The 21817-nt window shown below is 43.2% G+C and carries 14 protein-coding genes; 6 read left to right on the forward strand and 8 right to left on the reverse strand.

The window, feature by feature from the left end:
* Positions 1-42 precede the first annotated feature (42 nt).
* Together gltD and gltB are read right to left on the reverse strand one after the other, a co-directional pair.
* Entirely contained in the window at positions 43-1527 is a 1485-nt protein-coding gene (gltD, locus tag MHB66_RS09685; protein WP_024428371.1) for a glutamate synthase small subunit, read from the reverse strand.
* Positions 1528-1543: 16 nt separating this feature from the next.
* A complete protein-coding gene (gene gltB, locus MHB66_RS09690; protein ID WP_046311398.1) occupies positions 1544-6115 on the reverse strand; it encodes a glutamate synthase large subunit in 4572 nt (1523 codons plus the stop codon).
* Positions 6116-6268: 153 nt separating this feature from the next.
* Between gltB and MHB66_RS09695 the strand changes: the two genes are divergently transcribed.
* The 3 genes from MHB66_RS09695 (at position 6269) to MHB66_RS09705 (ending at position 10824) form a co-directional block, all read left to right on the forward strand.
* Positions 6269-7171 carry a LysR family transcriptional regulator gene (locus tag MHB66_RS09695; protein ID WP_046311400.1) on the forward strand — a complete coding sequence of 301 codons (903 nt, stop codon included), beginning with the start codon at positions 6269-6271 and terminating at the stop codon, positions 7169-7171.
* 94 nt (positions 7172-7265) lie between these two features.
* The gene (locus tag MHB66_RS09700; protein WP_046311402.1) at positions 7266-9002 is read left to right on the forward strand and encodes an ABC transporter ATP-binding protein; all 1737 of its coding nucleotides are present in this window, start codon (positions 7266-7268) and stop codon (positions 9000-9002) included.
* Complete coding sequence (locus MHB66_RS09705) at positions 8995-10824, forward strand: ABC transporter ATP-binding protein (protein ID WP_046311404.1); 1830 nt, start codon at positions 8995-8997, stop codon at positions 10822-10824. The genes MHB66_RS09700 and MHB66_RS09705 overlap by 8 nt, the downstream gene beginning before the upstream one ends.
* Before the next feature lie 49 nt (positions 10825-10873).
* On the opposite strand, the gene MHB66_RS09710 is transcribed toward MHB66_RS09705, so the two are convergent.
* Positions 10874-11701, reverse strand: a complete 828-nt coding sequence (locus MHB66_RS09710) for a MerR family transcriptional regulator (RefSeq protein WP_046311406.1) — start codon at positions 11699-11701, stop codon at positions 10874-10876.
* Positions 11702-11788: 87 nt separating this feature from the next.
* Between MHB66_RS09710 and MHB66_RS09715 the strand changes: the two genes are divergently transcribed.
* Complete coding sequence (locus MHB66_RS09715; RefSeq protein WP_046311408.1) at positions 11789-12361, forward strand: GNAT family N-acetyltransferase; 573 nt, start codon at positions 11789-11791, stop codon at positions 12359-12361.
* 66 nt (positions 12362-12427) lie between these two features.
* On the opposite strand, the gene MHB66_RS09720 is transcribed toward MHB66_RS09715, so the two are convergent.
* The 3 genes from MHB66_RS09720 to proC are packed head-to-tail and all read right to left on the reverse strand — an operon-like array spanning position 12428 to position 15706.
* Complete coding sequence (locus MHB66_RS09720; RefSeq protein ID WP_046311410.1) at positions 12428-13696, reverse strand: glutamate-5-semialdehyde dehydrogenase; 1269 nt, start codon at positions 13694-13696, stop codon at positions 12428-12430.
* Between the two features lie 18 nt (positions 13697-13714).
* On the reverse strand, positions 13715-14833 hold the full coding sequence (proB, locus tag MHB66_RS09725) for a glutamate 5-kinase (RefSeq protein ID WP_046311412.1): 1119 nt from the start codon (positions 14831-14833) through the stop codon (positions 13715-13717).
* A 27-nt stretch (positions 14834-14860) separates the two neighbouring features.
* A complete protein-coding gene (gene proC / locus MHB66_RS09730; RefSeq protein ID WP_080943455.1) occupies positions 14861-15706 on the reverse strand; it encodes a pyrroline-5-carboxylate reductase in 846 nt (281 codons plus the stop codon).
* Between the two features lie 422 nt (positions 15707-16128).
* On the opposite strand from proC, the gene MHB66_RS09735 reads away from it, so the two are divergent.
* Positions 16129-17325: a cytochrome P450 gene (locus MHB66_RS09735; protein WP_046311416.1), complete on the forward strand. Its 1197-nt coding sequence runs from the start codon at positions 16129-16131 to the stop codon at positions 17323-17325.
* Between the two features lie 131 nt (positions 17326-17456).
* Complete coding sequence (locus tag MHB66_RS09740; protein WP_046312279.1) at positions 17457-19499, forward strand: molybdopterin oxidoreductase family protein; 2043 nt, start codon at positions 17457-17459, stop codon at positions 19497-19499.
* A 41-nt stretch (positions 19500-19540) separates the two neighbouring features.
* Here the strand turns inward: MHB66_RS09740 and MHB66_RS09745 are convergent, their stop codons facing one another.
* Positions 19541-20224: a glycoside hydrolase family 11 protein gene (locus MHB66_RS09745; RefSeq protein ID WP_034280656.1), complete on the reverse strand. Its 684-nt coding sequence runs from the start codon at positions 20222-20224 to the stop codon at positions 19541-19543.
* Positions 20225-20311: 87 nt separating this feature from the next.
* Positions 20312-21811, reverse strand: a complete 1500-nt coding sequence (gene xylB / locus MHB66_RS09750; protein WP_046311418.1) for a xylulokinase — start codon at positions 21809-21811, stop codon at positions 20312-20314.
* Positions 21812-21817 lie beyond the last annotated feature (6 nt).

Consider the following 21817-nt stretch of genomic DNA (forward strand, 5'->3'; position numbering starts at 1 on the left):
TGGTCATGGCTTTTCTTTATATTGTAACACCCTTTGTTTGACCTATTTTGGCAGAACCGAACTCCCCATTAAATAACGGTCTACCTCGTGCGCCACTTGTCTGCCTTCATTAATTGCCCAGACAATCAAGCTTTGCCCGCGTCTTGCATCTCCCGCTGCAAATACGCCTTCTACATTTGTTGTATATTCCCCATATTTTGCGTCAATGCGATTGTTTTTGCTGTCCACGCCAAAGTGTTTCACAAGCGGCTGTTCAGTTCCCTCAAAACCAATTGCAATAAAGACGAGCTGAGCAGGCCATACCTTCTCTGTTCCTGGAATCTCATGAAATTCAAACTTCCCTTGTTCGTTTTTCACCTTTTCCATTTGAATGGTATGAAGCTCTTTTAATTTCCCATTTTTATCTGCCACAATTTTTGTGGTTTGAATTGAATATTGACGCGGATCTTCTCCGAATTTGGCTTGTGCTTCTTCATAAGCATAATCCAGCGAGAAGACATAAGGCTGTTCTGGCCACATGTTATCCCCTACACGTGTATCCGGAAGCTTTGGATGCTTCCCGAATTGAACAACACTTTTTGCTTTTTGGCGAAGTGCAGTTGCAACGCAGTCTGCACCTGTGTCTCCTCCGCCAATCACAATCACGTCTTTTCCTTTTGCATCAATGAAGTTTTTGTCTTTAAATCCTGAATCAAGCATGCTTTTCGTTGCCAGGGTTAAATAATCCATCGCAAGGTGAATCCCTTTTGCTTCCCGGCCTTCAATCAACAGATCACGCTGCTTTTGTGCACCTGTACAAAGGATAACGGCATCAAACTGCTCTTTCAGTTCATCTGCAGTAATATCCACACCGATTTCTGTGTTCGTCACAAAGTCAATGCCTTCTTGTCTTAGAAGTTTGACTCTTCGCTCGACCACTTCTTTATCGAGCTTCATATTCGGAATCCCGTATGTCAGCAGTCCGCCAAGGCGGTCAGAACGCTCGAACACTGTTACAGCGTGCCCTGCTTGGTTTAATTGATCAGCACTTGCAAGTCCTGCTGGTCCTGAGCCGACAATGGCAATTTTCTTCCCTGTACGGCTTGAAGGGATTCTTGGTGTGATCCATCCATTTTCAAAGCCTTTATCAATGATCGTACGTTCGATATTTTTAATCGAAACAGCTGGATCATTAATAGCGACTGTACATGACCCTTCACAAGGGGCAGGACATACTCTCCCAGTAAACTCAGGAAAATTATTTGTTTTTTGAAGTCTTTCGAGAGCTTCTTTCCATCTTCCGCGATAGACAAGATCATTCCACTCTGGAATTAAATTGTAGATCGGGCAGCCAGACACGCCGCCCCTGATCTCCATCCCAATTTGACAAAACGGTGTTCCGCAATCCATACATCTAGCGCCCTGCTTTTTCAATACGTCATCTGTATAAGGAGCTGAATATTCTTTCCAGTCATTTTGACGAGTGAGAGGGTCACGTTCATTTGGCTTTTCTCTTTTATAATCCATAAAACCTGTTGCTTTGCCCATTGTCCTCTCCCCTTTCTTAATGAGCGAGGGCTGCTTTTTGCCCGTTTGCCGTTTCTTGATTTTTCGGTTTTGTGTTTGCTTCAAAGGCAAACATCACCGCTTCTTCATGACTGAGGCCCGCTTGTTTTTGTTCTTCGATGCTTTGAAGCATCATTTTGTAATTTCTCGGAATGACTTTGATGAATTGATCCTTTTCTTGCTCCCAGTTTTCAAGAAGTGCTGCTGCTTTTGAGCTGTTTGTATAATCAAGGTGTTCCTTGATCATTTGTTTCACTTCTTGTTCTTCTTCATGATCTGTGAGCTTTTCAAACATGATCATTTCCATATTGCACATTCTTTTGAACTGTTTTGCATCCGATGTATGGATGTAAGCCACACCGCCAGACATACCTGCACCAAAGTTTTTCCCAACGTCTCCTAAAATAACGACACGTCCGCCAGTCATGTATTCACAGCCGTGATCTCCGATTCCTTCAACAACCACATGTACACCTGAATTACGAACAGCAAATCGTTCACCAGCACGCCCGTTAATATAAGCTTTTCCGCTAGTTGCGCCGTAAAATGCGACGTTTCCTACAATGACGTTTTCATGTCCATTTTGTACAAAATGATCAGACGTTTTAACAGCAATTTTGCCTCCTGAGAGTCCTTTGCCGATATAGTCATTTGAATCACCTGTTAAATAGAGAGACATGCCCTTTGGCACAAATGCGCCGAAGCTTTGTCCAGCTGAACCAGTGAATCTTAGTGTGATGGTATCCTCTGGCAAGCCCTCTTCCCCGTAGCGCTTAGACACTTCACTGCCAGTAATGGTTCCGGCCACACGGTTGATATTGCGAATGTTCAATGATAGATCAACCGGTGTTTGATGATTCAGCGCTTCTTGCACATAAGGAAGGATTTCATTCATATCCAGCGATTCATCAATTTTATGATTTTGCGGTGTTCTGAATGTCCGCGCTCCTTCTGGCTGATAAAGCAGTGTTTCAAGGTTTAGCTGGCCTGCTTTCCAGTGAGCTTTTGCTCGTTCACTGACCGCTAGGACGTCCGTGCGTCCGATTAATTCATCCATTGATGTAAAGCCGAGTTCCGCTAAGATTTCTCTTACTTCCTCTGCAATAAACATCATGAAGTTCACAATGTGATCGGGGTTACCCATGAATTTTTTGCGGAGCTCTGGATTTTGTGTGGCTACACCGACTGGGCAAGTATCTAAATGACATGCTCTCATCATCACACAGCCCAGCACGACAAGTGGAGCTGTCGCAAAGCCATACTCTTCTGCTCCTAAAATCGCAGCCATCACAACGTCGCGGCCAGTCATTAACTTTCCGTCTGTTTCAAGAACGACTCTCTCGCGAAGACCATTTAACACAAGGGTTTGATGCGCCTCTGCCAATCCAAGCTCCCAAGGAAGTCCTGTGTGTTTAATACTCGTTTTCGGTGAAGCGCCTGTACCGCCGTCATAACCACTGATGACAATGACATCCGCAGTTCCTTTTGCTACACCTGCTGCAATCGTGCCAACGCCGGCTTTAGATACAAGCTTGACACTGATGCGTGCATCACGGTTCGCGTTTTTCAAATCATGAATCAGCTGTGCCAAATCCTCAATGGAATAAATATCATGATGCGGCGGTGGTGAAATCAATCCAACACCTGGCGTAGAACCACGTACATCGGCCACCCAAGGATACACTTTATTTCCTGGCAGCTGTCCGCCTTCTCCAGGTTTTGCTCCTTGCGCCATTTTAATTTGCAGTTCATCTGCATTGACCAAGTAATGACTTTTCACACCAAATCGGCCAGAAGCGATTTGTTTAATTGCACTTCTGCGGTCATCACCATGTTCATCTACTGTAAAGCGGGCAGGATCTTCTCCGCCTTCTCCGCTGTTACTTTTACCGCCAATTCGGTTCATCGCAATCGCAAGTGCCTCATGCGCTTCTTTACTTAAAGATCCAAATGACATGGCACCTGTCTTAAAGCGGCGCACGATGGATTCAGCAGATTCAACCTCTTCCAGACGAACCGGCTTTTGTTTTGGCTGAAATGCAAACAAGTTTCTGAGGAAGCCGATTCTTTCTTCATCCGCTGCTTTTGTATATTGTTTAAATAGATCGTAATCTTCATTACGGCATGCCCACTGGAGCGTATGGATCGTTTTTGGATTAAAGGCATGATGCTCTCCATTTTTTCTCCACTGGAATTCACTGCCTGATTCAAGTGTCTGGTCAGTTGCTGCTTGATACCCTGCTTCATGGCGAAGTTTTGCCTCATGAGCAATGGTGTCAAGATCAATTCCGCCAAGCTGAGAAGCTGTTCCTGTGAAATACGCTTGAATGACGTCTTCACTAATCCCGACTGCTTCAAAGATTTGCGCGCCTCTATAGCTTTGCACAGTGGAAATCCCCACTTTGGACATGACTTTGACGACACCTTCTGTCACGCTTTTACCAAACTTTGTAACAGCTTCATCAAAGCTGATCGAAATCGCTTCGTCTGCAATCAGCTGTTTATACGTTTCATAGACAAGGTAAGGGTGGATCGCATCTGCCCCGTAGCCAATTAGTGCGGCAAAATGATGGACCTCTCTCACCTCTCCAGATTCAACGATCAGACTGACCTTTGTCCGCAGGCCTTGACGCACAAGATGCTGATGAAGTGCACTTAGCGCAAGAAGTGGTGGAATCGGTACTTTTTCTTCTGTCATTTCACGATCTGAAAGGATTAATAAAGAGACACCTTCTCTGATCGCTTTTTCCGCCTCTTCAAACATCGCATCCAGTCCGCGCTTTAAATCATCGGTGAAAAGTGTATGGATTGTTTTGCTTTTAAAGGCATTATGAACAATCGTTTTCAAGCCGTTAAATTGCCCGCTCGTTAAGACCGGTGTATAAAGTTTAATTCTTCGGCATGAATATTCATTCGGATGTAAAATATCGCCTTCGGCACCTAACCAAGTCATGGTTGATGTCACGAGCTGCTCACGAATGGCATCAATCGGCGGGTTCGTGACTTGTGCAAACAGCTGCTTAAAATAATGAAAAAGAGACTGCGCACGATCTGATAACACAGCAAGCGGTGTGTCACTTCCCATTGAACCGATTGGATCCTTGCCTTCCTCTAGTAAAGGAATTAAATACTTTTGAATGTCTTCATACGTATAATGGAACGCACGCTGACGCGTCAATAAATCATCCATTATACTAGAATTTTCTGAATTTTCTTCCGAGCGATTGACGTGGACCATTTCTTCATCGAGCCATTTTTGATAAGGCAGTTCATTCGCAATGGTCGATTTCACTTCTTCGTCAGAAATAATTCGTCCTTCTTCTAGATCAATGAGCAGCATTTTACCAGGCTCAAGTCGATCTTTATACTTAACATCTTCTTCATTTGTGTCGATTACGCCAACCTCAGAAGAGAAAATGATATGATCATCATTCGTGACATAATATCTTGCCGGTCTTAATCCATTTCGGTCTAAGATGGCCCCGATTTGTTTCCCGTCCGTAAAGGAAATCGCTGTTGGTCCATCCCATGGCTCCATGAGAGAACTATGGTATTCATAAAATGCCCGTTTCTCTTTCGACATGTGCGTGTTTTCCGTCCAAGGCTCAGGAATCAGCATCATTGCTGTATGAGCAGGTGTACGGCCTGCAAGCACAAAGAATTCAAAGGCATTGTCTAAAATGGATGAATCACTTCCGTCTGCATTCAGCACTGGCAAAATCTTGTCTAAATCGTCTCCGAAAGCTTCAGATACGAATTGTTGCTCTCTTGCTCTCATCCAATTGATGTTCCCTCTTAATGTGTTGATTTCTCCGTTGTGAATTAAGTAACGGTTTGGATGGGCTCTTTCCCATGTAGGAAATGTATTTGTACTAAATCTTGAATGGACAAGTGAAAATGCAGAAACAAATGTTTCATCCTGTAGATCAAGATAAAAAGCATCGACTTGATCTGATGTTAAAAGCCCCTTGTATACGATGGTTTGACTCGACAGGCTGACAAAGTAAAATTGTTTTTCTTCTCTTGTTCCCCAGTTCTCAGCCTGTTTACGGATGACATATAATTTTCGTTCAAATGACAAACGATCTGTGATCTTGTCGTTTGCTCCGATAAAGACCTGTCTCACAACCGGACAGCTCTTCGCTGCGACAGTACCAATTTTTCCTGGATCGACAGGAACCGTTCTCCAGCCAATTAATGTTTGGCCTTCTTGTTTAATGAACCCGTTGATTTTCTGTTCGATGGCTTGACGCGTTTTTTCGTCATCATCTTTTGAAAAGAAGACCATTCCTACCCCGTAACGGCCTTTTTCAGGAAGTGCAAATTCTTTGCAGTTCTTTCTAAAGAAAGCGTCTGGCAGCTGTACCATTAAACCGGCACCATCACCTGTATACGGATCACTGCCTTGCCCGCCGCGATGATCAAGCTGGCACAGCATTTGTAATCCCTTTTTGACGATGCTATGTGTCGCCTCCCCTTTTAAATGGGCGTACAGTCCGATTCCACATGCATCATGTTCAAATTCAGGACGGTAGAGACCTTGTGGTTGTGGTAGTTGATTATAAGTCATCGTTTCTCTCCCCCGTTTAAAAGATCCGTTTTTTCACAGTAATAAAATCTCACAAACTCTGTAACTTATTTTAAGTTTTCAAATTGATATAAACAATATATAATTTAGATCAAAACAATCTCTTTTTGAGATAGATGGGTGTGAAGTGCAAAAATGGAGCTTCGTCAGTTACGTTATTTTGTAGAAGTCGCAGACCGTGAACACGTGTCAGAAGCGGCTGAAAACTTACATGTTGCCCAATCTGCCATCAGCCGGCAGATTGCGAATTTAGAAGAAGAACTTGGAGTGGCCTTATTCGAACGAGAAGGACGAAATATCAAATTAACGAAGATCGGCAGACAATTTTTAGAGCATGTCAGAACTGCACTCAAAGCCATTGATTATGCGAAAGAGCAAATTGATGAATACTTAGATCCGCACAAAGGAACGGTGAATATTGGCTTTCCTACAAGTCTAGCAAGCCAAGTACTCCCTTCTGTCATCTCCGCCTTTAAGCAGGAATATCCAGAGGTCGATTTTTTACTTCGTCAAGGATCCTATAAATTTCTCATTGAAGCGGTCAAAAATCGAGATATCGATCTCGCCTTTTTAGGACCCGTACCGACAAACGATTCTCAAATAGAAGGAAATATTTTGTTTTCCGAGAGCATTTATGCCCTTTTACCGGTTAGCCACCCCTTTAGTGGACAAAGAAGTATTCATTTAAGTGATTTAAGAAAGGATCATTTCGTGTTATTTCCTGAAGGGTATGTGCTGAGACAAATTGCGGTTGATGCTTGCAAGCAGGCAGGCTATGAGCCTACCATTTCATCTGAAGGAGAAGATTTGGATGCCATTAAAGGTCTCGTATCTGCAGGTATGGGCGTTACCTTATTACCCGAAAGCGCCTTTTATGAAACAACACCGCGATTTACAGTGAAAATTCCGATCGATTTCCCTCAAGTGAGAAGAACGGTTGGAATTATTGCATCTAAAACGCGCGAAATGTCTCCTTCTGCCCATGATTTTTATGTGTTTGTGAAGGATTTCTTTTCTAAAATTGAACAATATAAATAATTCACTAAAACAAGACATTTCATTTGTAGAAATAATCCCACTTTGTATATGATGGGTTACAGAACAAAAGACTATATGGAAGAAAGGTATTCATATGAAATCAATTTTATCGTTTTTAAAGCCGTATCGGCTGTCCGTTGTGTCCATTGTCATTCTCACCTTTTTAAGCAGTATGCTCCAGCTGTATTTACCGACGTTAACAGCAGATATCGTTGATGTCGGTATCGTCCAGGGAGATATTGCTTACATATGGAAGGTTGGCGGCTGGATGGTGGCTTGTTCTTTACTCGCCATTTTGCTCACCATTTGGAAGTCTTACTTGTCATCAAAAACAGCACTTGGCTTCGGGCGTGATATGAGAAGACAGCTGTTTGTGCATGTCGAACAATTTTCATTAGAAGAATTTCAAAAGATCGGCACATCTTCCTTTATTACGAGATCAACAAATGATGTGAAACAAGTCCAAGATGTGACGATTATGATTTTACAAATGATGACGCGGGCCCCGCTCATGCTTGTGGGTGGAATTATTTTGGCTGTTTCCAGGGATGCTGTCCTGTCTCTTATCTTTTTAGCAGCCCTCCCCCTTCTTGGCGGATTCATCTATTTAGTGTCAAGAAAAGCCATCCCGCTATTCGGCCAGCTTCAGAAAAAAACAGACCGGCTGAATTTAATTATGCGGGAATCTCTTTCAGGCATCCGCGTCATTCGCGCCTTTAACCGTGTGGATGATGAAAAGGAGCGATTCCAAGAAGCCAACACGTCCTATAAGGATACTGGTCTTAGAGTCAACCGATTAATGGCTTACTTGTTTCCATTTATGCTGATTATCATGAACTTCACGAATATCGGCATTGTCTGGCTTGGCGCAAACCGAATTGATGCCGGAGAAATGGAAGTTGGAAATCTCATTGCCTTCATTCAATATGCGATGATGATTTTAATGGCACTTATTATGCTGTCGATGAGCTTTATTATGGTCCCAAGAGCACAAGCATCAGCTAAACGCATGAATGAAGTGTTAAACATGGAACCAAAGATTAAAGACAAAGAAGAGTCTATCACTGACCTTCACGAGCCCGCCCAATCCATTCGCTTTGAGGATGTGTCATTTTATTACTCAAATGCTGAGAAACCAGCCGTTCAAGGTATCACGTTTGAAGCCAAAACTGGTGAAACAACAGCCATCATCGGAAGTACGGGTTCTGGGAAAACAACGCTTCTTCAGCTGATGACGCGCTTTTATGAAGTGACAGAAGGCCGGATTACACTAGATGGTGTAGACATTAGAGAGCTGCCTCAAGAGAAACTGAGAAACCAGATGGGCTATGTCTCTCAAAAAGCTGTTCTATTCAGTGGAACCATTGCCGAGAATGTACGCTTTGGCAAGCAGGATGCAAGCGATGAAGACATCTGGCAGGCGCTGCGAACTGCGCAGGCCGAAGAATTTGTTTTGCAAAAAGATGGCGGAATTGATGCAGAAATTGATCAAGGTGGTTCCAATCTATCCGGCGGCCAAAAGCAGCGGCTTTCCATTGCAAGGGCGCTAGTGAGAAAACCATCATTCTATCTGTTTGACGATAGCTTTTCAGCACTTGATTACAAAACAGATGCAAAGCTGCGGGCATCATTAGAAGCAGAAAAAGCTCATGCAGCCCTCATCATTGTGGCTCAACGAATCAGTACAGTGAAGCATAGTGATAAAATCATTGTACTTGATGAAGGAAAAATTGCAGGTATCGGAACACATGAACAATTAATAAAGGATAATCTTGTATATCAAGAGATTGTCGCATCTCAGGAAGGTCAGGAGGTGAGCGAGGATGAGTAAGAAAATGTCTTCTGGCATGGGCCATAAAGGCGGCCACCCTAAAGGGCCAGCCGCAAAACCGAAGGAATTTAAGAAAACACTGCTTCGTTTGACAGGCTATTTAAAACCAAGGAAATTTCAGCTGATCATCGTCCTTATTGCAGCGATTGGTTCAACTGTCTTTAACGTCATTAGTCCAAAGCTGCTTGGGGATGCCACCTCTTCCTTATTTGACAGCTTTACGAATGGAACAGGCGTTCAATTTGATGTCATTTCACGAATTCTTTTGCTGCTTGTCGTGCTGTACGTCGTTGCTTCCCTCTTTTCATTCGTTCAGCAATATGTCATGGCTGGTGTCTCTCAACAGACCATTGCTGAATTACGGCAGGAAGCAAATGACAAGCTCACACGTCTCCCCCTTCGTTATTTTGATAAAACAACCCACGGGGACACACTGAGCCGTGTGATGAATGATATCGATAATATTAATACATCGCTTCAGCAGGCGCTCACCCAAGTGATTACATCTGTGATTACAGTCATTGGGATTGTCGTCATGATGCTCTTCATCAGTCCGCTGCTTACGTTGCTTGTTTGTTTGACGCTGCCACTCAGCCTGTTTGCGATTCGCGGCATTACGTCATTTTCTCAAAAGCATTTTAAAGCGCAGCAAAAAGAGCTTGGGACGATCAATGGACATATTAATGAGATGTTCACAGGACATCAGACTGTTCGTGCGTATGGCTACGAAAAGAAAGCAATCGATACATTTGATGAATTAAATGAAAAGCTGTATGAATCTTCAAGGAAAGCGCAGTTCATTTCTGGTTTAATGATGCCAATGATGACCTTTATCGGGAACCTTGGCTATGTGGCAGTCAGTGTAGCCGGCGGGATTCTTGTCATAAACGGGAATATCCGTGTCGGGGATGTGCAGGCGTTTATCCAATACACGCAGCAAATGTCTCAGCCGCTTGTGCAAGCATCAAGTGTCGCAAACTTAGTTCAATCAGCGATCGCGTCTGCTGAAAGGGTGTTTGAAATCCTTGATGAAGAAGAAGAAAGTACCGAAGAAGATGCGGCAATTGATCTTGCATCACTCTCAGGTGATGTGAGCTTTGAACAAGTTCAATTCGGATATGAAAAAGATCATCCGATTATTAAAGATTTGAATTTAGATGTGCAAGAAGGTCAGACGGTTGCCATTGTCGGGCCAACAGGTGCAGGAAAAACAACCATCATCAATCTTTTAATGCGTTTTTACGAATTAGATCAAGGCTCCATACGCATTGGCGGTGTCAAAACAACTGACCTCAGCCGTCAGCAAGTACGAGACTTATTTGCGATGGTTCTTCAGGATACGTGGCTCTTTGAAGGAACGATTTACGACAACATTGCCTATGGCAGGCAGAATGTTTCCAAAGAGGATGTCATCAAAGCCGCCAAACATGCCTATGCAGATGATTTCATCCGCACGCTTCCAGATGGATATGACACACTCTTAACAGAAGATGCCGGCAACCTGTCACAAGGTCAGCGCCAGCTGTTAACCATCGCCCGTGCCATTTTATCTGATCCAAAGATCTTGATATTAGATGAAGCAACAAGCAGCGTGGATACACGGACAGAGATGCATATTCAAAAAGCAATGAATGAATTGATGAAAGGCAGAACGAGCTTCGTGATTGCACACAGACTTTCAACGATTAAGGATGCAGACCTTATTTTAGTCATGAAGGATGGAAGCATCATTGAAAAAGGATCGCACAGCGAACTCTTAAAACAAAAAGGCTTCTATGCAGACTTATATATGAGTCAATTTGCCGAAAATCAAGTGGGATAACATCAAAAAAGAGGATAGACACGCATGTCACATGCTGTCTATCCTCTTTTCAATTGTCATCTGCTCGCTTCTTCACTTTTACACTGAGCTTCGTTATATACTCTGCTTCATCTTTAGACATGAGCGAATGAAGTAAATACTCCTCAAATACATCTCCATCCAGCATCATGCCCTCTTTCTCGATTTCATCTAACAAATGCGAATAAGCAGATTCGATCTGATCAAATGTTCCTTGATCATACATCACCGCATAGAGCCCGCCAGGTTTTTTGACTGCCCCCGGGCCATCCATTCGGCAGAACAGCTGATCTGACTGATGATAGTGCCGCTTACGGAACTGCTCCTTTTTTAAGACAGAACCATTTGCCGCAGCCCCTTTTATGCCAACTCCCTTTAAAAATTCCCCTACAATACGTGATATTTCTTCTACAGGTGTATTGAAGTCGATCGGGTTTGATGCACTTAGTACAACGGGTTCTTCTGGCAGCTCTTGAAACAGGACCTCCCCTATTTTCACATTTGCTAATTCAAGTGTCGTCTCCATCACCCGCATAAGAAAAGCCTGGATGTCTTGAAGCTTTTCAATCTCTTGTTTGACCTTTTTTATTTGGTCGGCCGCTAGGCTTTGCAGTCTCTCGTGGGAAGGTTCTGTGAAATATTGTTTTAACTCTTTGATCGGAAATTGAACAGCTCGCAAGGATTGAATCGCAATAAAATGGTCAAATTGCTCAAGTGTATAGTAACGGTACCCATTTTTATGCACACCAGCCGGCTTAAATAAATCGATTTTATCATAATACAGAAGCGTATCTTTTTTGACATCAAATAGCTTGGCAAATTCTCCAGTGAAAAACGTTTTTTGCACATCATTGATCATGATGAAGACTCCTTTCTTGACTATGGAGTAACTCCATCCTTTATCATAACATGCAGAAACACCACTACGCAGGGAAAGGATAAGAAAATGAACAAAATAACTCAACATGAAGTGACATTAGCACATGCAAATAAAGAGGACTTCCCTTCTATGAAAAAAGAGCTTCAGAAAGCTTTTACAGCTGGCGTGATCGACGCATTTGGCGATGCGCAGGATGGACCGATTCCTCCAGATGAAGTGATTGATGAATCTTTTCATTCCAATGACCACATTGTTTATCATATTATGCTAAATGGTGAAAAGGCAGGCGGCGTTGTGATCAAAATCAACCAAGAGACACATCACAACTCGGTTGATTTGCTATACATTTCATCATCCTTTCACGGCCGGGGCATTGGTCAGGCAGCATGGAAAGCCATCGAGGCGCAATATCCAGAAACGATTGTATGGGAGGTTGTGACTCCATACTTTGAAAAACGCAACATTCATTTTTATGTCAATAAATGCGGTTTTCAAATAGTTGAATTTTATCACTTACACCATCCAGATCCAAACGCACATCATGAAGCACATCACGGCAATGAACCTTTAGCACCTGAGGAATTTGAATTTTTTAAATTTGAGAAGGTCATGAAGAAAAATTGTGCAAACGTAGGATAACGTGTATTTCTTTTAAATAAAGTTAAAAACACTACCTCATAAAAAGGTAGTGTTTCTTGAATCTTTCTAGCTTCTAATCTGACCGTCACCACACAGAAGCAGCTTAGTTGTCGTAAGTGCAGGAAGTCCCATTGGCCCTCTTGCGTGCAGTTTTTGAGTAGAGATGCCGATTTCAGCTCCATAGCCAAGTGCACCGCCGTCTGTAAAGCGAGTCGATGCGTTATGATAAACAGCCGCCGCATCTACTTCGTTTAGAAACGTGAGTGCATTTTTTTCATCTTCTGTCACGATGGCTTCTGAATGTTTTGTGCCGTACTGATCGATATGGCTGATTGCTTCCTCAATTGAATCGACTACCTTTACTGCAAGATCCAGACTTAAATACTCATCTGTCCAATCCACTTCTCCAGCAGGAACCGCGTTTGAGAAGTAAGACTCTGCTGCCTGGTCGCCATGTACAGTGACACGATGCTCCTGCAAAGCTTCATTTAATGAGGCTGCATTCTCTTTCAGCCAATCGCGATGAATAATCAGCGTCTCAAGTGCATTACATACGGCCGGACGATTCGTTTTCGCATTGATCACAATCTCAATGGCTTTTTTCACATTCGCGGTTTGATCAATATAGACATGACAGTTTCCTGTCCCTGTTTCAAGCACTGGGATAGTGGATTCTTCTACCACTGTTTTGATTAAGGAAGCTCCGCCTCGCGGAATTAAAACATCGATCCATTCTTTTAGTTGAAACATCGCCTGAACCGATGAACGATCTGTTTGTTCAATCAATTGCACCGCATCACGAGGAATCTTTGTTTGATCCAATGCTTCATGGATCACACTGACAATGGCTTTGTTGGAAGAAATAGCGGAGGAACCGCCTTTTAAAATCACTGAGTTGCCTGCCTTAAGGGCAAGGCCTGCTGCATCGACAGTGACGTTCGGTCTCGCTTCATAGATCATCCCGATCACACCGAGCGGTACTCTTCGGCTTTTCACGTGTAAGCCGTTATCAAGAGTCCATTCATCCAATATTTCTCCAACAGGATCTGTTAATCTCGTCACAAGCCGCAAACTTTCAGCAAACTCGTGAATTCTTTCTTCATTTAACATTAATCGATCCATGAGTGCCTCTGAGAAGCCCTTTTCTTTCCCAGCATCTAAGTCCTTTTGATTCTCCTGTAAAATAAAGCGGCTGTTTTGCTCTAATGCTTCTGCCATTTTAAGAAGCGCGTCATTTTTTTCCTCTGTCTGAAGTAAACCGAGTTTTTTTGAAACATGCTTTGCTTTCTTCGCTTTTTCTTTGACCGATGTGACAACTTCAGCTGTCAGTGTCATGGAATTCCTCCCTTTTGGTTAACAAACTGGAATCGATAAATCTAAATGACAAACAAATGCTTCTAGATCGACGACATGCACGATTTCATCTTGTAACAAGTCACTCTTACGTGCGAGTTCATCTGATGCATAATTCACAACGCCAAGCCCTATTTCTCTTTTATCTTGATCTAAAATACGGACCACATCGCCTTTTTTAAATGAACCTTTCACATTGACAATCCCATCAGAATCAAGACTTCCCTCACGGTGCATGAGAAATTCCTGTGTTTTCTCTTGAACCACGATCTCACCCTTTGGCCCAGAATGAAAGGCAATCCACTGCTTCTTATAATTGAGTGGCGCTACATTTTCGTCAGCGGTAAAATAAGTGCCGTCCTCTGTCCCATTGATCGCTTTGTCTAAAATGTGAGGCGTATCTGCTTTTCCTAAAAAGCCGTTGATCCCTGCGGCCATTGATATTTTAAAGGCATCGAGCTTTGATTTCATTCCGCCTGTACCTACGCTGCTTCCTGCGTCTCCAGCAGCTGCTTCGATGTCTTCTGTGATGTCTGTCACTTCAAGAATTCTCTTCGCATTTGGATTTGTATGAGGATTATCTTCATACAAGCCATCAATATCAGATAAAATAGCAAGGAAATCCGCATCAATGAGTCCAGCTACTTTTGCAGACAATGTATCGTTGTCTCCAAACTTCAACCGATTGATCGTCACTGTATCATTCTCATTAATAATTGGGATGATGCCTCGATCCAATAACACGTTCATTGTGTTACGCACATTTTGATAGCGCGTTTCATCAGAAAAATCACTTCTTGTGATTAAGAGCTGTGAAGCAATATAACCATGTGATAAAAATAAAGTAGAATATGATTCCATTAATAGCCCTTGCCCAATTGAGGCAGATGCCTGCTTTTCCGGCAGTGTTTTGGGTCTATCGATAAATCCTAGTTTTCGGTAACCAGCTGCAACCGCACCAGATGAAACCAAAATGACTTCGTGTCCTTCATCTTTAAGTTTCACAATTTGATTGACGAGGTTTTCTAGTTTTTTCAAACTAATCTCACCTTGAAAGCTAGTAAGAGAGCTGCTTCCGATTTTCACAACAATTCGTTTTCTCTCTTTATCTGCGTACACCTAATCACTCCTGTACCTGAGCTCTATTTATATAGATACTTTTTGTTTTTGCTGATTGCTTATCTCTTTTGAACGATTAGCCGCATGTTTGACAGCCTGCTTGATCGCTTCTCCCCCGCCAAAATCATCTAATGCATTCAGTCCTGCAGCAGTTGTTCCATTTGGTGACGTAATTTTCTCTCTTAGGACAGAAGGATTTTCCTCTGTTTCTTGCAGCATTTTTGCCGCACCGAGGAGTGTCTGCGCGCCAATTTGGCGAGACAATTCCTTTGATAAACCTGCCTCTTCTCCTGCTTCTTCGATTCTTTCCATTAAGAAATAAAAGTAGGCGGGCCCGCTTCCAGCAATTCCAGTGAAAATATCCATTTGCTCTTCCCGAATGGTATAGACTTCGCCCATTTCAGACAAAAGAGCCTGGCTTATGCTCATATGGTCGTTTTTCACGTAACGTCCAGCAGATAAAGCAGTCGCTGACGCCCCGATCGTACTTGATGTATTTGGCATGACCCTCATAACAGGCTGGCCTTCATGCAGCATGTCTTCAATATACGATAGCTTAACACCTGCAAGGACAGACATGATGAGCTGATCTGGCTGAATACGAGGTTTTAATGATTCAAGGGCTGCTTCAGCATCCTTTGGCTTCATGGCCAGGATCAACATATCCATTTCTTCAAAAGGAAATGAATCCATTGCGGCTGTTTGGATGCCGTATCGTTTCGTTAGTTCATTCAATCGAAGTTGATTTTGTCTGTTTGTTGCGTAAATTTGGCCTAGCGGCATCTGTCCTGATCGCACAATCCCTGCGATCATTCCTTCCGCCATAGAACCTGCTCCAATGAAAGCAACTTTCTTTTGATCAATGATATTGATCCTCTCCCTTGTTCGCTTTTTGTTCGTGTTTTTCGCACGTTAGTAATCGTAACATGATGAGAAATCGTGTCAAGAAAGAGCCAGCGTTTTTCAAAAGTCCCGAATGCATGGCCGGCAGCTTGCTGCAAGTATGTTAGCCGTGTTTTTCAAATACAGCATTTTAGATCAAAAGAACTATGATCATTTGAATCATAGGACCCTTTCGTTCGACTGAATTCACCATTTTATTTTTGGTTTCGGTGACTTCAATTCTATTTTTTAGAAAGCGCTCTCATTTTAATGACTTTCTATTTTCCTATATGGTGAATGTGCTTGAATCTTTCGATTAGACTATTGACATATTTTAGAAAACATGTCCGTTGAAATGATATTTTACTGGTGATACCGTGAAAGAGAAATCATGTGAAAAAGGAGCGTTCATAATGAAAGTGAAAGAAAACTATGTCAATGTGATTCCAATGAAAGAAATCCGTTCTACCGATGACCTTCTTTTCCCATTCCCTATTTACAATGAGCTGCGTGCAGAGAGTGATATTAGATATGATGAGACAAGAAAGTGCTGGGATCTTTTTCGATATGCGGATATTCAGTCTGTTCTAAAGCAGCCTAAAGTGTTCTCTTCACAGCGAGGAAGAAGCACGTCTAAAACAAGTATTTTAACGATGGATCCTCCAAAACATACAAAGATGAGAGCGCTTGTGAATAAAGCATTCACCCCAAAAGCGATCAAGCAATTAGAAGATAAGATCAAAGACCTGACACATGATCTATTAAATCAAGTAAAGGATCAACGTACGTTTGATATTGTGCAAGATTTAGCAGCTCCCCTGCCAGTGATGATCATCGCTGAGCTTCTCGGTGCAGAGGTGCAGGACAGAGAGCTGATTAAAAAACATTCTGATGCCCTTGTGGCAGGTGCTAAGGATGAATCAAAGGAAGCCATTCAGGCTGTTGTAGATATGCAGAAACGCGCTGAAGAGGAGCTGTCCATTTATTTTGCTCATTTGATCAAAAAAAGAAAAGAAACACCTGCTGATGACTTGATCTCGCTTCTCATTCAAGCGGAAATCGATGGAGAGCGTTTAACCGAGAATGAACTGCTTGGCTTTTGTATTCTATTACTCGTTGCAGGCAATGAGACAACGACCAATTTAATAACCAATGCCGTACGACTGCTGACAGAGCAGCCGCATATTGCTGAATCAGTTCGGCAGGACCCCTCTCTTATTCCTCAATTGACTGAGGAAACGCTGCGGTATTATCCGCCTGTTCAAGCCATTGGCCGAATCGCCGCAGAGGATGTTGAAATTGCAGGCGCGCACATTCAAAAAGGAGACTACCTCATCAGCTGGGTTGCTTCAGCAAATCGGGATGAACAGAAGTTTGAAGATCCAGATACGTTCCGGCTTGACCGAAAATCAAATCCGCATATGAGCTTTGGATTTGGCATTCATTTTTGTCTCGGTGCACCGCTTGCCCGGCTTGAAAGCAACATTGCGCTTGACGTTTTACTCCAAACGTTTCAAGACATCACCTGCGCTACAGATCAGCTAAAACCTATTCAAAGCACGTTTGTTTTCGGGATAAAAGAATTTCCTGTACATGTCACCCGTTTTTAAAAGTCCCTTTTTCAGGGGCTTTTTTTCATTTTCTTCAATTCATCACCTCTTTCTTACCTTCCACCTCCGAACATGCTAAAATAAAGTCCATACAAAGTGATAACGGAATGAAGAAAGGAAGCCAAAAACTCATGACCGATTATACAGCGATGAAAGACGGAATATTCAAATCAGTTTGTTCGTTAGATTGCCCGGATCAGTGCGGTCTTTTAATACATAAAGAAAATGGAAAGATCGTGAAAGTGCAGGGAGATCCGGACCACCCTGTCACACAAGGAAACATATGCAACAAAGTGCGTAATGTCACAGCCCGTTTATATGATGAAAAAAGGCTGACCACTCCTTTAAAACGTGTTGGCCAAAAAGGCGAAGGTCAGTTTGAACCGATTACGTGGGAAGAAGCCATTGAAACCATTCGTCAAAAATGGACAAAGCTGATCGAAGAAAAAGGACCAGAAAGCATTCTGCCTTACAGCTTCTATGGGAACATGGGCAATCTCAACGCAGAAGGAATGGACCGCCGCTTTTTTTATCGTCTTGGTTCAAGCCAGTTAGACCGGACGATCTGTCAGTCAGCAGGAACGACTGGCTATAAATATACAATGGGCGCAAGCATTGGGACAGATCCTGAAGACACCATTCATACGAAACTATTTATCTTTTGGGGCATCAATGCTGTGTCGACCAATATGCACCAAATCACCTTGGCACAAAAAGCGCGAAAGCAAGGAGCTAAGATTGTCGTGATTGATGTTCACAAGAACCAAACCGGCCGGATGGCAGATTGGTTCATTCCGCTTCGGCCTGGTACTGACAGTGCGCTTGCACTTGGCATCATGCATGTCCTTTTCAAAGAGGAACGTACAGATGAAGCCTTTTTAGAGGCTTACACGGTCGGCCATAAAGAGCTGCGCGAGCATGTAAAGCAGTATGATCCAGACACGGTTGAGCGCATCACAGGTGTCCCTAAAGGCGACATCATTACACTTGCAAGAATGTACGCTGAGACATCACCCTCTCTCATTCGCATTGGGAATGGTTTACAGCACCATGATAATGGCGGGATGAGTATTAGAACCATTTCCTGCCTCCCTGCCCTGACTGGTCAATGGCTGCACAAGGGCGGCGGAGCAATGAAATCAAACTCTTCTTTTCTCAGCTATAATGAACCAGCTCTTCAGCGGCCGGATTTATTAAAAGAACGCACGCCTAGATCATTTAATATGAATCAGCTGGGCAGCGTGCTGACAAGCGCAGAGCCTTCCGTTGATTCTCTCTTTATCTACTCGTGCAACCCTGCGGTTGTGACACCTGAAGCGAATAAAGTCAGAGAAGGTTTGATGAGAGAGGATTTATTTACAGTGGTTCATGATTTATTCCTGACAGAAACAGCGGCGTATGCAGACATTGTCCTGCCGGCGACATCAGCCTTTGAAAATGAGGATTTCTATACATCATACTGGCATCATTATATTCAAATTCAGGAGCCAGTGATAGAACGCTACGGAGAAAGCAAATCCAATACTGAAGTATTCCGCCTGTTAGCCCATGCGATGGGCTTTGAAGATGAAGCCTTCCGCGAGACAGATGCTGAACTGATGGAACAAGCTCTTCATCATCCAGAAAATCCGCATTATGAGGACATTTCATACGAGGCATTAAAAGAAAAGAAATGGATCAAAGCAAAACGTGGACCTTTCCAGGAATTAAAGCTTCAAACCCCAAGCGGGAAAATTGAGCTTTATTCTGAACAAATGAAAAAAGACGGGTATCCAGCACTTCCAACCTATGTGCCCCTTTATCAGGAAAGCGATTATCCGCTTACCTTTATACCGGGACCGAACCATAATTTTCTGAACTCCACCTTCTCACTTCATGAAAAGCATCAAAAGCTTGAGAAATTTCCGAAGCTTCACATGAATGAACAGGATGCAAAGGAAAGAAAAATTGAAGATGGTGACATGGTGCGTGTGCTAAACGACCGAGGAGAGTGTGAGCTTGTCGTGTCAGTCGGTCAAAATGTATTATCTGGTGTTGTGGTCAGTCAAGGATTATGGGCAGATCAAAAAGGCAAAAAGCATTTAGTGAATGGATTAACACCTGATCGATTGGCAGATATGGGCGGCGGCGCGACGTTCTTTTCTGGCAGAGTGGAAGTTGAAAAATTATCATAGAAAAAAGCCAGCCGTTTTTTGCTGGCTTTTTTCATATGCTTTTATCGAATCATCAGCTGATTCGTCATGACATTCGCACTTCCGTTGCTTCGGTAGCCTTCTACAGTTAATGCTGTTTCATACATTTTTCCCATTGGCATGCCTAAGCTTTCCCATTTTTTAAAATGCTCACTGACGGAGACAGTTCCGCTTGTGCGTTTTGTTTGACGTACACTCCAATATTGTTTGAAGGTAGCGTCTCCAATGATAGAAGGCTGATTGACACGGAGCGTTTCATATATGTCATATGTGCCTCCATCGGCATAAAATGATCCTTTATACGTTCCTGTTGGACGATATGTGCCCCATGACTCAACAATGTAGTATTCAGCTAATGGAGATTGTGTCCAGCCATAGACACATAAATAGGAATTCCCGCCCGGGTTAAAGGCTGCGTTGTAGTTGATGGAGATGTTGCCAAGTTGATGATGAGTTTTAGTGGAATCAAACTTCTTTCCTTTTCGAAATAAGGCATTTCCAATATTGTTCCAGCTTGCACTAAATGCCCCGCCGTTATTGAGTGTCATCGAGGTATTTCCGTAATCCTTCCATAATTCAAAATCGTATCCGCTGTGTGTCCCTATCCTATTATCATAAATCGTTTCCGCATGAGCTGGCACAGCCGTCAGTGTCAGCACAAATCCAATACACATCACAAACAACAGCCTCAATCTTTTCAATTTCATTTTCCATCCCTCTCCTTTTTTCATCCGTATTGTTCTGTCATCCCTAAGGTGAAAAACCCATCACCTCCTTTCATGCAGCCCTTTCTGCTAGATGGAACGATACTGCTTTAACCCGGCATGGATGTCTTTTGTTTGTGTATAAATCCTTTGATACAAATGAAATAGATCGGCATATACTTCTGCGTGCGGCTGATTTGGCTCATAAACAGCAGCTTGATGGATCAACTGATGTGCACATACTTCAAGTGACGGATACCATTCGCAGCCAACTGCGGCAAGCATCGCTGCACCTAAAGCGGGCCCTTGTTCATTGTCTAACTGGATGACTTCAGCCTGAAAAATGTCTGCTTGCATTTGAAGCCATGTCCGGCTTCTCGCACCGCCGCCAATAGATACAATAGAATCTATGTTTTTTCCTGCCTGCCGGAATAATGCGATAGATTCATTTAGCGAAAAGGTAATTCCCTCTAAAACAGCTCTGACAACATGTGCCCTTTCATGCCTGCTGTCTAATCCAATCAAGCTGCCGCGAATGATCGAATCCGCATGAGGTGTTCTTTCCCCAACTAAATAGGGTGTAAAGAGCAATCCTTTCGCTCCTGGTGCAACATGAGCCGCACCTTCTAAAAGTGACTGAAACGATTCCTCAGGAGCCAGTAAGTGTTTTGCCCAGTTCAGGCTATATCCTGCTGAAAGGGTGACACCCATTGTGTAAAAAGCGTCTTTTTTTGCATGATGAAACAAATGCAAATTCCCTTGAAGCTCCCTTTCATGATCCTCTTCATAGGAAAGAATGACCCCAGATGTGCCGATACTGCATAACGTGCGGTCAGAGGACAAGATGCCAGCACCAATTGCTCCGCAGGCATTATCTGCCCCGCCGGCAAAAACCTTTGCGCCTTCTTTCATCCCAACTTCACGTGCAATGTGCGGCAAAAGTGTACCAACCTCTGCCTCTGATGTGACAAGCGGCGGGCAAATGTGAGGAGAAATATCAAACGCCTGACAAATCTCCTCACTCCACGTCTGTTCACCGATATTTAACAGCAAGGTGCCAGCCGCATCAGAATAATCCATATGGACTGCGCCTGTTAAACGAAATCTGACATAATCTTTTGGGAGTAAAAACATGTCGATTTGCTGATCAATATGTGGTTCATGTTCCTTTACCCATAATAATTTTGGCAGTGTGAATCCTTCTAACGCCTGGTTTTTTGTGATCTTTTGCAGCCGGTCTCCCAGCTTTTTTGTCATGTGCGTACATTGTGCTGTCGTCCGTGTATCATTCCATAAAATTGCAGGGCGGAGCACTTCGCGAGATTCATTTAATAGAACTAATCCATGCATCTGGCCGGAAAAGCTGATGCCTTCAACTCGTCTTGAATGAACAGGCTGCTTTGCCATCAGTTCTTTCATCGCAGCCATTGTCTGCTTTACCCAATCCTCGGGGTGCTGCTCACAATATCCAGGCTTCTCTTGAATGAGGCGGTACGGCTTAGAGGCTTCGCAGCACACCTTCCCGCTCTCATCCACTAATATCGCCTTGACCCCGCTTGTTCCAAGATCAATTCCCATCACATATTTCATGTTTTC

It is taken from the genome of Bacillus sp. FSL L8-0167, assembly GCF_038630295.1.
GTDB lineage: Bacteria > Bacillota > Bacilli > Bacillales > Bacillaceae > Bacillus > Bacillus safensis.

What these genes read in the sequence shown, in the direction of transcription:
- gltD (WP_024428371.1), bottom strand. Translation starts at nt 1,527, where the DNA reads ATGGGCAAAGCAACAGGTTTTATGGATTATAAAAGAGAAAAGCCAAAT.
- gltB (WP_046311398.1), bottom strand. Translation starts at nt 6,115, where the DNA reads ATGACTTATAATCAACTACCACAACCACAAGGTCTCTACCGTCCTGAA.
- MHB66_RS09695 (WP_046311400.1), top strand. Translation starts at nt 6,269, where the DNA reads ATGGAGCTTCGTCAGTTACGTTATTTTGTAGAAGTCGCAGACCGTGAA.
- MHB66_RS09700 (WP_046311402.1), top strand. Translation starts at nt 7,266, where the DNA reads ATGAAATCAATTTTATCGTTTTTAAAGCCGTATCGGCTGTCCGTTGTG.
- MHB66_RS09705 (WP_046311404.1), top strand. Translation starts at nt 8,995, where the DNA reads ATGAGTAAGAAAATGTCTTCTGGCATGGGCCATAAAGGCGGCCACCCT.
- MHB66_RS09710 (WP_046311406.1), bottom strand. Translation starts at nt 11,701, where the DNA reads ATGATCAATGATGTGCAAAAAACGTTTTTCACTGGAGAATTTGCCAAG.
- MHB66_RS09715 (WP_046311408.1), top strand. Translation starts at nt 11,789, where the DNA reads ATGAACAAAATAACTCAACATGAAGTGACATTAGCACATGCAAATAAA.
- MHB66_RS09720 (WP_046311410.1), bottom strand. Translation starts at nt 13,696, where the DNA reads ATGACACTGACAGCTGAAGTTGTCACATCGGTCAAAGAAAAAGCGAAG.
- MHB66_RS09735 (WP_046311416.1), top strand. Translation starts at nt 16,129, where the DNA reads ATGAAAGTGAAAGAAAACTATGTCAATGTGATTCCAATGAAAGAAATC.
- MHB66_RS09740 (WP_046312279.1), top strand. Translation starts at nt 17,457, where the DNA reads ATGACCGATTATACAGCGATGAAAGACGGAATATTCAAATCAGTTTGT.
- MHB66_RS09745 (WP_034280656.1), bottom strand. Translation starts at nt 20,224, where the DNA reads ATGAAATTGAAAAGATTGAGGCTGTTGTTTGTGATGTGTATTGGATTT.
- xylB (WP_046311418.1), bottom strand. Translation starts at nt 21,811, where the DNA reads ATGAAATATGTGATGGGAATTGATCTTGGAACAAGCGGGGTCAAGGCG.